Here is a 13,348-nt window from a genome sequence, read left to right on the forward strand (position 1 = left end):
CAATCGGTAGTGTGACATTAACAGCCGTTCCATTGACAGCAACCGTGACAGGCAATGATCCAAGTGGCTGTTCAGCTACCAACGGATCGATTGTGATTACCAATGTAACAGGAGGAACTGCACCATATACATACTCAATTGATGGCGTGAATTATGTGTCAGCATCCACATTCAGCAATTTGTCCAGTGGCAGTTACACTGTCTTCATTCAGGATGCCTCAGGTTGTGTGATCAGTTCGACTCAGAGTCTGGCAGCTACAGGGGGTATATTAAGTGTTCAGACTACAACCATATCTGAATCAGGTTGTTCGACCAAAGATGGTAGTATCACAGTGACCAATGTGGTAGGAGTAGGAGGACCTTATACGTACTATATCGATGGAGTGATTAATCCGGCAGGAGCAAGCAACAATGTTCTGTCAGGTTTATCTTCGGGAGCCCATGTAGTGCGAGTGGTGGCATCGAATGGTTGTGATTACACAGTGAATGTGATTGTGGGTAGCAACTGTTCCAATACATGTACCTTAAGTGCTTCAATCGGATCTAAGAGTAATCCAACCTGTGCAGGCAACGATGGCTCGATCAGTGTGAGTGCGATCAATAACACAGGAACGATACAGTACTCAATAGATGGAGGCACAACATATGTGACAGGTAGTGTGTTCACAGGTTTGAGTGCAGGCAACTACACAATCCTTGTGAAGGATGCTTCAGGCTGTCAGACCAGTGTAAGTGCAGTATTGAGTTTGCCAGCAGCTATTACAGCGACAATAAGTGGAAGTAATCCAACCAGTTGTACTACAACAGATGGTTCAATCACAATCAGTGCTGTTGCTGGCGGCACAAGTCCATACAATTATAGTCTGGATGGTGTAACTTTCACCAATACAACAGGTGTGTTTACAGGTTTAACCGCTGGTAACTATACCATATATGTAAAAGATGCTGCAGGTTGTAGTGCAACATTTGCACAAACGATCACCGCGCCAAGCGGAATCACAGCAACAATTGCTTCTACCAATGAAACAGCATGTAATGCAAACGATGGTTCAGCAACAGTATCTGTATCTGGTGGAACAGCTCCATATGAATATTATATCGGAGGAGTGGCAAATCCAGCAGGTCTGAATAATAGTGTGTTCGTATCTCTGGCACCTGGATCGTATACAATCCTGGTAAAAGATGCAGCAGGATGTGAGTTTACTACAACAACAACAGTAACTAAGTTTACTTGCCCTCCAGTTTGTAATCTGACAGCGACTGCAAGTGGAGCCAATCCAACTAGTTGTACCACAACAGATGGTAGTGTGAGTGTGAGCAATGTAAGTGGTGGAACATTGCCATATCAGTACTCAATAGATGGTACAACATTCCAGTCTTCAGCAAGCTTTACCGGATTAGGTGCAGGAACTTACACGATTACCATTAAGGATGCAGCTAACTGTAGCATCACTCTAACACAGGTGATTACAGCACCGAGCGGAATCACAGCGACTGTTGCTTCTACCAATGAGACAGCATGTAACACAAATGATGGTTCGGCAACAGTAACAGTATCTGGTGGCACAGCTCCATATCAGTACTTTATCAATGGAAGTGTGAATCCGGCGGGTGCTAATAATAATGTGTTTGCATCGTTAGCTCCTGGTTCGTACACACTTAAAGTAGTAGATGCTAATAATTGTGAATTCACAGTGACTGCAACTGTAACCAAGTTTACTTGTCCTACTTGTACACTGGCTGCTACAAACACATCTGTAGCTCCAACTTGTAGTAATGTAAGTGGTGGTTCAATCACTGTGACTCCTACAGGTGGTACAACTCCATATGAATACTCAGTAAATGGCGGCGCATTTGCAGCAGGAACCGGGCAGTTTACTGGACTGACTGCTGGAACATACAGTATCATAGTAAGAGATGCAGCTGGTTGCCAGGTTACATTAACTCCGGTAACTTTTGCTAACCCTGCTATCACATTGTCAGCTACTACAACAAACCCTAGTGCGTGTGGTGTAGATGATGGAACAATCAAGGCAACTGTATCAGGAGGTACTTCTCCATATAGCTATAGCCTGGATGGTACTAACTTCATCAATACAACAGGTAACTTTACTGGTTTGTCTGCTGGTTCGTATATAGTGTATGTACAGGATGCAACGGGTTGTATAGTAAATACCAATGTTACTATCACAGTACCAACAGGTATCACTGCCATGACAGTAACTCCAACTTCTGAAACTGCTTGTGGTAAAATAGACGGAACTATCACAGTAAGCGGAATAACAGGTGGATCTTTACCTTATCAATATTATATCAATGGTGTAGTCAATCCGGATGGTATCAATAACAATACCTTCTCAGGCCTGGCTGCTGCTAACTATACAATAAGAGTAGTAGATGCAAATGGTTGTGAGTTTGTCGCAACTGCAACAGTATCTACGACATGTCCAACCTGTCAGTTGACCGCAACGATAACTTCGGCTAATTCGACAAGTTGTGCAGGTAATGGAACCATCACAATTAGTGGTGAAACCAATGGAACAGCTCCGTATCAGTATTCAATAGATGGAGTGAACTTCCAGTCAGGTGCTTCATTCACAAATCTGGCAGGTGGTAATTATACAGTAGTAATAAAAGATGGCAATGGTTGTACCTTCAGCAAGTCTGTTGTAATTACAGCACCGAGTGGGGTAAGTGCAACAATCTCATCAACTAATGAGACAGCATGTAACACAAATGACGGATCTGCAACAGTAACAGTTTCAGGCGGAACATCTCCATATGAATATTATATCGGTGGAGTGGCAAATCCAGCAGGTCTGAATAACAATGTGTTCGCATCTCTGGCTCCTGGATCTTACACGATCCTGGTAAAAGATGCAGCAGGATGTGAGTTTACTACAACAACAACAGTAACCAAGTTTACTTGTCCTCCAGTTTGTAACCTGACTGCAACTGCAAGTGGTACTAACTCAACTAACTGTACGACTCCAAATGGATCAATAAATGTAAGTGGAGTAACAGGTGGAACACTGCCATATCAGTACTCAATTGATGGCACAACATTCCAGTCTTCAGCAAGCTTTACTGGATTAGGTGCAGGAACTTATACAATTACCATTAAGGATGCAGCTAACTGTAGCATTACTCTAACACAGACGATTACAGCACCGAGCGGAATCACAGCAACACTTGCTTCTACAAATGAGACAGCATGTAATGCAAACGATGGTTCAGCAACAGTATCTGTATCTGGTGGAACAGCTCCATATCAATACTTTATCAATGGAAGTGTGAATCCGGCTGGGGCGAATAATAATGTATTCGCATCGTTAGCTCCTGGGTCTTATACACTTAAAGTCGTAGATGCTAATAACTGTGAATTTACTTCTGCAGTAACAGTAACTAAGTTCAACTGTTCAACTTGTAACATTGCCGCTACATTTGTTCCAGTTGTTTCAACTAGCTGTACACTTCCAAATGGTAGTATCGCAGTGACTGCAACAGGAGGCACAGCGCCTTATCAGTACTCAATCAATGGATCAGCGTTCCAGAATGGAAATGTTTTTGCAGGCTTGAGTGGTGGCAATTACACAATTGTTGTAAAAGACGCAACGGGATGTTCAGCAAGCTTTAATCAATCACTTGCTTTACCAAATGGATTTGGTGCTAGTGCAACTATCTCTAATGAGCAATCATGTAAAGCGAATGATGGACGAGTAACTGTAACTGCAACAGGAGGAATTGCACCATACGAATTCTATATCAATGGTGTACCAAATCCGGCAGGCATCAGCAGTGGCAACTTTACAAATCTTGCTCCTGGTAGTTACACGATCCTGTTAAGAGATGCCAACAGATGTGAAATAACCATTGTATCGACAATCTCTCAGTTTAATTGTACAGGAAGTTGTAACCTAACAGCTCAGGCATTTGCAAGTCCGGTATTGTGTAGTGGTGTAAATGATGGAAGTGCTATCCTGGTCAATGTGTCTGGTGGTAGTGGTAACTATGAGTATAGTATCGATAATGGTCTGACGTATCAGGTGAACCCTCAGTTTACAAGTTTAGGTGCAGGTAATTACAATATATTTGTGAGAGATAGAGCAAATCTGGCTTGTATCGCTTCATTCCCGGTTACTGTTACAAGCAAGTTTAATGTAGCAGGTATCATAATCGTGAATCAGCCGAAGACATGTGGTGATAAAGGAACGATTACCTTTACCAATGTATATGGTGGACAAGCTCCTTATCTGTTCAGTGTGGATGGAACTACCTTCGTATCAGATACAGTCTTTACAAACCTTAATCCGGGAGCATACAAGGCAACTATTCGGGATTCTAAAGGTTGTCAGTTCTCTGCAACAATTAATGTGATAGGAGGACAAGCTATTACAGCTACAGTATCTGAAGGTACACAAGCTTCTTGCGGTAAGTCAGATGGTACAATCCTCATCACAAATGTAAGTGGTGGTTCAGGTGTGTTTGTTTACTCTCTGGATGGAACAAACTTCTCAGGTACTACTACCTTCACAGGATTGGCTGCAGGAGCATATACAGTATATATTAAAGAACAAAATGGTGCTTGTGTCGCTACATTCCCTGTTACTGTGACTACAGGAGAATGTTGTAAACTGACTGCTACTACCTCTTCAACACAGCCAACGGGTTGTTCAAGTTCAGACGGTAGTATCACAGTGAACGTAACAGATGGTGTGGCTCCATTGACCTATAAGCTTAACAATGGTACAGCTCAAAGTAATAATGTCTTCAGTGGATTGGGTAACGGAAGTTATACGATCACTGTGACAGACGCTAACAACTGTACTATTACAGTAACAGCTACATTGGTTTCTCCAAATTCAGTAACGGCTCAGGCAGAACAGGTACAATCAGCATCATGTTATGGTAAATCAGATGGTGCAGCTCGTCTGATCAATGTAAGTGGTGGGTCCGGAAGCTATGAGTATTCAATAGATGGAACAACTTATCAAGCCAGTGTGCTGTTTACAGGATTAAAAGCGAATGTGTATCTGTTATATGTAAGAGATAAAGTGAACGGTTGTGTAGCTTCTTATCCTGTAACGATTACGGAGGCTAGCCAGATAACAGCAACTGTGACTCGTGTTAATCCTTCTACTTGCAGCACAACTGACGGATCAATTTCAATTACAGGTTTGGTAGGTGGAGTAAGTCCTTATCAGTTTAGTCTGGATAGTCTGGCTGGTTACCAGTCAACTGCACAGTTTACTGGCTTAGGTAATGGAACTTACAAAGTATATATTAAAGATAGCCGTGGTTGTATGGCTGTATACACTATGACTCTGAGTTCACCAAATGCTGTAGTGGCCGGTTCTCCTACATTAGTTAACCCAACTTGTCAGGGATCTAACAATGGTGAGATTCGTATGGGTAATATAACAGGTGGAACAGCTCCTTATCAATACTCAATCAATGGAGGCGCATATCAGGTGTCTGGAATATTTACTGCCTTACCTGCAGGTACACACATCGTGAGAATCAAAGATCAGACAGGTTGTGAGTATTCATTCACCTATACACTGACTGAGCCTGCTGCAATCACATTTGATATAGCGCAGACAAAAGAGGCAACATGTACAGATCCAACAGGAACAGTAGAAGTACAGAATCCGACAGGAGGTATCACTCCATACAAGTATAGTCTCAACAATATTGACTTCCAGTCTTCACCAATATTCGAAAATCTGGATCCGGGAGATTATATCATGTATGTACGTGATGCTACCAAGAATACGTGTGCAAGTACGAAACCATTCACAATTCGTGGTGCGAAGAGTGTGGCATACGAAATTGCTGTAAGTAATATCGGTTGTTCTACATCAGAAAAAGGAAGCATCACCATCTATAATATTACAGGTGGAATAGAAACGGGTGCTACAGTAGAATACGGAATCAGTATCAATGGAGGAAAAACATTCCGTTACATTAATACAGATAGCACTACATTTGAGAATCTGGACGCTGGTACATACAATATAGTTATAGAGTATGGATCAGGTTGTACAACAACTGCTCAGGTGGCAACTATCAGTGCAGGATCTCTAACATTCACTGTAAGCTCAACAGCTGCAACATGTGGTGCTAACAATGGTTCTGCAGAAGTAACAGTTGTTAACCCGGTTGCTGGTAAGACATATTACTACTCACTGGATAATGTGAACTTCTTCACTACTCCAATCTTCTCTAACCTGTATTCAGGAAGTTATAAGATGTATGTGAGAGAAAGTATGGCTGATGTTTGTCCGAATATCAAGGACTTCATAGTGGCAGGACCAGATTCAGTACGTTATGTAATACGTCGTCAGGATTGTAACACTGTAATTGTAGATAGCCTGCGTGGTGGTATTGCTCCTTATATCATCCATATTACAGGAGCCAAAACAATCAAAACTGGTGAATTGTTTACAAATAGCTTTACGTTCACTGACTTACCAGATGGAGATTATGCAATGGTTATCACAGACAGTAAAGGATGTAATACATTGCCTTATAACTTCCGTGTAGGAAATGCAATCAGATATAAGACCAAAGTAACAGCTTCTGTAATTGAAGAGCCAACTGGTAAAGTATTGATCTACGATATCACAGGTGGTCAGCCAGCTTATGAAGTGAGTGTAGATGGTCAGACATGGACGAAAATAAAAGATACGTCTATTCCGATAGATACGTTGGTTGAAAAACTGCCTGTTGGATTAGTGACTATTTATGTTCGTGATGCCAATGGTTGTATTCAGTCAACAACAGTAGAGATACCAGAAATGAAGTTTGTTGTACCAAATATCTTTACACCAAATGGTGATGGTATTAACGATACATTCTTTATCACAAAACTACCTACCAATACCTTTGTAACAATCATAGATCGTTGGGGTAGAGTAGTATTCCAGTCTCGTGATTACAAAAATGATTGGGATGGTGGCACATATCCGGATGGTATTTACTACTATACTATTGATATAGCTGGTGAAGAAACGTATAAAGGCTGGGTGCAGATCTGGCGATAAGCGAAAAAAAGCCTGTAAAGAGTGATTCTTTACAGGCTTTTTTCTTTTATGAGTAATTTTTTGCAAAGGGACATTTTAACAAAAAAATGTCATAATACATATAAAGCATGCACAATGCCAGAAGAATATGCGGGTGTGTCTGAAAATATAAATAGTAAACAGAAGAAAGTAACTTAATGATAACGTTTGAGTTAATCGACGAATGCTCGAAAATATTCGATGAATGAAGGGAAAAGTTTGATAAATATTACACTGTACACTAACAATAGAATACAGAAAGCATGCTAATAGAAATATAGCGACCTTTACTTTGCTGGAAAACCTATTTTGTTGAGCAATGCTCTGTCATAATATTTCTCCGGGAGTAAAGTATTATTCGCTACAGCTATGAAAAAAAAATTTACTATTCAGAAGATTTTCGTTTTTCTTCTTTTGAGCTGGATGGTAATTCAGCAAAGCAAAGGCCAAACATCAGTCTTCAAATCCACATCCCGAAAAATCGTGTATGCCTATGAAGGGTTCGATTACTTCGGGAGTGTCAGAGTACCGGGGCAGTTTGGGCAGGCTCCTTCTTCTTTAAATAATCCGCTGACGCCTGGAGTATCCAGAGCAACAGAAGCTTCACAGGCAAGTGCAACGGGATTAAATCTACACAATATCAATACAAATAAATCCAACACCAATTCTGCTACAGCGTTGGGATGGGCAGGAGACTGGGTTGCTTCTAATGGGGCGAGTACTCCTTATGAGCTGAGTACTACTACATTAGAAAATATAGTCAATAGTCCGAATTCTGCTCCTGCCCCAAATACATCCAATGAGAAGTTTAGTCTGATTAATTCAGGATTCTATGCTACAGTTGGTGCCAGTGGCGGAGGGACTATTGGTCGGAGGTTACAGACTAGTACAGGAGGGTATTTTTATGAATATGAGATATTTGATGAAAACAATCAGAACAATCGTTTAGATAACTCCTATACAAATGCCTATTGGTACAATGCAGGTATTAATGCAAGAGATCGTTTTGTGAGAACTTTATCTGAAAGTACTATTCGGACATTGGGTTCCAGTAACGCTGCTATCCATAAGGTTTCAGAGAGAACAGGGCCTTTACCTACCTCAGGTACAGATCCTGAGGGTAGTGGAAACAAATATACTGGTAAGACTTATACAGCCAATACCAGTATTGGAGCCAATGGAAGTACCATCTGGTTAGGCTTTCTAATGCGTTTGAGTAGTGATGCTGCGAATAATGAAGATGCCTTTGTTAATCTTCATCTTAATAATAATCCGTATCAGGTAGATAATAATAAAGTGTCTATTGGGTATTTTGGAACTACTGATCCTGCAAGTTTTGGCATAGGTGCTACCAAGCGTTGGGGTTTACGGATAGGTTCTACATCCTATGTAAGTCCTTTGGCAATAGGTGATGTGGCAGATAGTTCTGCTGTTGTACCAGGTAAATTTACTTTGTTGGTAGTAAGTATAACTTTCAATTATAGTGGCAATAATACAGTGAACTTTTTTGTCATTAATGATAACAGCAAATATTATGATGATATTACGGGTGATGGTATCATTGATGCACCTACACCTATTGGAACATTTTCAGTGCCAGGTGATTTGTCATTTCATTCACTTGCTTATGAAGGTGGAAATACCATTGGAAGAAGTGATATAGATGAAATTAGATTTGCCAGGAGCTATGATTTGGCAGCATTGTCATCGCAAAGTGTTGCAATGGTACGTGACTTGTGTGAAAGCGATATGAATGGTGATGGAGATCCTGACGGGCAAGCAGGAATCAATGTGAATCAGGGGGGTGATTTAGGCTATTCAAATGTAATAGATGCAGATAGCGATGGAAAATATGAGGTATCAGAAGTTCCAGGAACAGAGACAGTAGGTACTACAGGACCATATAATAGTACATATGATGTTTCTAATCCAGGAAATGATGCCACCAGTGCCGAAGACAGAGTTGTATTCATGAATGGAAATAGTACATTATATGGAACTCGTTTTGATGCATTAGCTCCAGGATTTACATATAATATAAACAATAACTCACAACCCAATGATGGGAACTACTATATAGGGACACAAAGCCGGAATCCTTTTGGGCAGGAAGGAGGATGGCCGGTTTGGATTAATGCGTACGATAATAGTGGGGACAAATTGGGTAATATGATGGTTTTAAATGCAGCCTATAGCCGAAATCTTTTCTTTCAGCAGGAGGTTTCCGGTATTTGTCCAGGTACACAATACGAATTCTATGCAGATATTCTGAATTTATTTAACCGTCAGATTAAATCAGTAACTAATCTGTCTGCCTCAAAACAAGACTACAGCTGCGGTTGTTACCCTTCTTTGGAACCAGGATGTGGCCAGTTTAGTGCTGCTGGTACGGATCAGGCTTTGTCTGATGGTTTAGGTGGAGCTACCAGGACTGGAGACTGGGATCTTCCTTCAGGTGTAACAGCTACTCAGGAATGTTTCGGATTGAATCCGGAGATAGAATTCCTGATTGATGGTGTTCCGGTTTATATTCCTCCAATCTCTATAAATAATGATGAGAAGTGGCATAGAGTAGGATTTACATTTATCACCAAAGACCCTCCTTCCGGAAAGATTACCGTTGCTGTACGTAACCGGGCACCTGGTGGCTCAGGCAATGACCTGGCAATGGATAATTTTATTTTCCGCCCATGTGGTCCGCAACTAAATCTTACCGATGCAGTTGTATGTAGTGATACATCTAACCATGTGATAGAATACGTTCCTACTGGAAAAACCTATAGAAAGCCTTATTATCGTTGGGTGATTAAACCTCCTCTTTGCCAATCTAACTGTAATGATTCTATTCCTTCAAAAAGGGTTTATTGTCTGGCAAATTGTGGCACAGATCCCAATGATGACTCAGATAATCCGGATGATGCAGTATATGTAGAAGATCCGGATACTACAAAGTGGCTTGTTGTTGGGGGTAAGGCATTCTTTACAGATGGAGTCGCACGATTGAGTCTGGATACGCTTGATCGCAATACACCTGATTTTTTTACTGTTTTTCCAGGAGGTTTTATTCCAAAAGGGACTCAGATCATGGTTTATTCAGCGAGTGAGTCAGACGCAAATACAACTTCCGGAAATTGTCGGATTGCAGGTGCTCCTGCTACTCTGGTATGTGATTTTCTGACTTTACCAGCTAACCTGCTGCAGTTTACTGCAAAGGTAGAGTCTGACATGGTACGAGTGGACTGGAAAGTTGATAATGAGAAGGGTGTACAAGAATATATAGTGGAACGATCAACAAATGCCAAGGATTTTAGTGCTGTAGGATCAGTTGCTGCAAAAGGAGGAAATAATACTGTGCTGTCTTATTACTTCTATGACCAGAATCCGTTGGATGGTACTTCTTATTATCGCCTGAGGATTATAGATACAGACGGAACCTATAAATTCTCTAAAATAGTATCAGTAGATGTCAATATCTCCTTTGCTGTATATCCTATACCTGCCAGTGATGAGGCCATTGTTGTAATGCTGGATGAAAATAAAAAATCGAGAGATATTCAGATTAGAGTATCCAATACTCTTGGACAAGCTTTACTGGCATCTAATTATACATTACCAGCAGGCTCTCAGGAAATAAAAGTACCTGTTATTCATCTGGTGCCAGGGGTCTATATAATGGAAATAGTTACAGGAACACAGGTAACTAAAAAACGGATTATTATTGCACGATAAGTTATTGCGCTATGCCAGATAATAAGATAGTTCCAATAAGGCGACTTCGATACTTAATAAATATAGGATCGTTTTGCAATTTCTTATTTTTCTTTCTTGTCAATATACTAACAGCGAATGCAGATAACTTGACCGTTAATGGAATTGAAGGGGTTTCTGTGGCGCCATTTGCAGGAGGAGCAATAGGAGTAAGATACAGGAATGCTTCAAATATCGATATTTCCACTTCTACACAAATACTGTGGTCAATAGACTATAGTATAAAAACTGGATGTGGAGGTGGAGAATTAAGAATCAGCCGAGCCTCAGGCTCTCCGGCTCAGCTTCAACTTTCCAATAGTTTAGGTGGGTTCCCTGTTGGCGTTTATACCTATAAAATTAAAGCTAAAAACCTGGTTAGCGGTGAAACTAAAGAAAGTAGTAGATATACAATTACTATTAAAGATCCTACCAATAGTGCACCTGTATTGACTATCCCTAATGATGTAGATACAACACTTGCTGCAGGTCTTACCAGCTTATCTCATCTGGAACTTACAGGAACAGCAACAGATGTTTGTACTGATTCAATTATAAGTCTGAAGTGGGAGAAACTGGATGGACCATCAATACAGAACTATGATGGAGGAAGTGGTAAGCTTATCCTACAGAATGTATCTGTTGGAGTCTATACATTTAAGTTATCAGCAACGGACGATGGCAATCTTACTTCAGAGTCCACGATAACTATTACTATTCAGAAACGGGTTGTTTCTGAGCTGACATGGCAAAAGGCATTTTCTCCTAATGATGATGGTATTGATGATGCCTGGGCTATTTCCAATATTAGTTCCAATGGAGACCTCTATTCTGTTACGATTGTCAACCAGCAGGGGAAAGTGGTAATGGATGCAAGACCACCTTATACTAATGACATTGTATGGGATGGAACCCAGTCTGGAAAGCCACTGCCTGAAGGTGCTTATTATTTTATTATTACCAATAAAGATACTCGTGAAGTGAAAAGAGGGAGTATTTTGATGGTGAGGTAAAAACTAACCAGGAAAAGATGAAATAAAGTTTTACCAGCTTAAGGTTTAGAACGTTGAAATCTGTTATCTTACTATGGAGCCAGATAACCATCAGTGTAAGTATTCTGTTACTGGGTGGCATATCTTTACAGGCACAGGTGTTAAGCCCGAATCCCAACTATTATATCCATACATTTAACAACCTGTATCAGCTTAATCCGGCTATGGCAGGTAGTAATGATGAACTGACAGGTTTTATTACCTATCATCAACAGGTTTTGTCTGGTTTTGAAGATACACCTCGTCATCTCTCTCTTTCTGTTGATGCCCCATTTACCAGAAGTCAGCAGGTTGCCTTTGGTGGAAATATCTATACATTCAGACGCAGCATTATGCAGACAACTGGTTTATCTGGTACGTTTGCCCGCAAACTTATTCTGGGAAAAGACTCACATACATTGCGATTGGGAGTAACAGGTGGTTTCTTTTACAATGCAATAAATCCAGATGGTGTAAACCTGGCTGACCCGGCTATTGCCAGACTTAATGGCAAATTTCAGCCTGACCTTGCCTTTGGAGTGAACTATCAGATAAAAAGTTTTCAGTTAGGGGTGGCATTTCCTAAAATGCTTTCCTTTGCGACGATTGATCAGAGTGGTGACAGGAATACTTCTGCTCTTAAAATCAATACATTTAGCAGTCAGCTATTTTATGCATTATATGATTTTGAAATTAATGAACGATGGACTATCAGGCCATTAGTAATCTATAGATCTATGGCAGATGCTGTATCCGGTTTGGAGGTCAATGCCAGAGTTTTGTATAATGATAAGTTTTGGTTTGGTGGCACTTTCAGACAAGAGTATGGAAATGCAGCTTTTGTAGGATATAAGGCAAAAAAGCTGAGCATTGGGTATGCTTACAAGTTGGCAAATGCCCAACAATACAATTATTCCAATCCAGCACATGAAATACAACTTGGATTGTATTTGGGTAAACTAGGTAAGAGTAAACAATCGATTGCCAGAGGTGGTGCCCGATTAAATATAAGTGATGATTTTGTCGCCGGACGTGTGAGGAAATCAAGATCTGCTTCACCTGCAAATAATTCGGCATCCAGTAAGCTACCTATGGCAAAAGCAGCATCCACATCGAAACAAATGCCTTCCACAGAGAATGAATCAGAAGGAGTAAAACTGGAAACTATACATAAAGGTAGCAGTGCAGAGGATCTGAATATAGGTAACTATCTGGTTATTGGTTCATTTGATACAAAAGAAAAAGCTGAGAGAGAATTAATAAATAGCAAGGAAGATCTGAAGGATCAACCTTACACTCCAAAAATAGGCTTTAACTCATTAAACCGGACTTACTATCTTTATCTGGCTAGTGGCAAGCTGCAAGATCTGATACGGGTAGGAACAGACTTAAAGGCTCAGGATCAATTTGAGAATCTACAAATTCTGAGAATAATAAAACCTTCCGGAAAATAAAGAATTATAGGGAATCACACCTTACAGAGTGAGTGATATCTGTAAGGTGTAA

Annotated in this window: 4 protein-coding genes; all 4 read left to right on the top strand. The window is 40.5% G+C overall.

Annotated elements, in window-relative coordinates:
• Positions 1–11 precede the first annotated feature (11 nt).
• The 4 genes from QNI22_RS37920 (at position 12) to QNI22_RS37935 (ending at position 13,296) form a co-directional block, all read left to right on the top strand.
• Positions 12–7,046: a T9SS type B sorting domain-containing protein gene (locus QNI22_RS37920; RefSeq protein ID WP_314519532.1), complete on the top strand. Its 7,035-nt coding sequence runs from the start codon at positions 12–14 to the stop codon at positions 7,044–7,046.
• Between the two features lie 387 nt (positions 7,047–7,433).
• Positions 7,434–10,793, top strand: a complete 3,360-nt coding sequence (locus QNI22_RS37925; protein WP_314519533.1) for a T9SS type A sorting domain-containing protein — start codon at positions 7,434–7,436, stop codon at positions 10,791–10,793.
• 11 nt (positions 10,794–10,804) lie between these two features.
• Complete coding sequence (locus QNI22_RS37930; protein ID WP_314519534.1) at positions 10,805–11,824, top strand: T9SS type B sorting domain-containing protein; 1,020 nt, start codon at positions 10,805–10,807, stop codon at positions 11,822–11,824.
• Positions 11,825–11,877: 53 nt separating this feature from the next.
• Positions 11,878–13,296, top strand: coding sequence for a PorP/SprF family type IX secretion system membrane protein (locus QNI22_RS37935; RefSeq protein WP_314519536.1), 1,419 nt, complete (start codon positions 11,878–11,880; stop codon positions 13,294–13,296).
• The last annotated feature ends 52 nt before the right edge of the window (positions 13,297–13,348 follow it).

The sequence above is a fragment of the Xanthocytophaga agilis genome (genome assembly GCF_030068605.1).
Classification (GTDB): Bacteria; Bacteroidota; Bacteroidia; order Cytophagales; family 172606-1; genus Xanthocytophaga; species Xanthocytophaga agilis.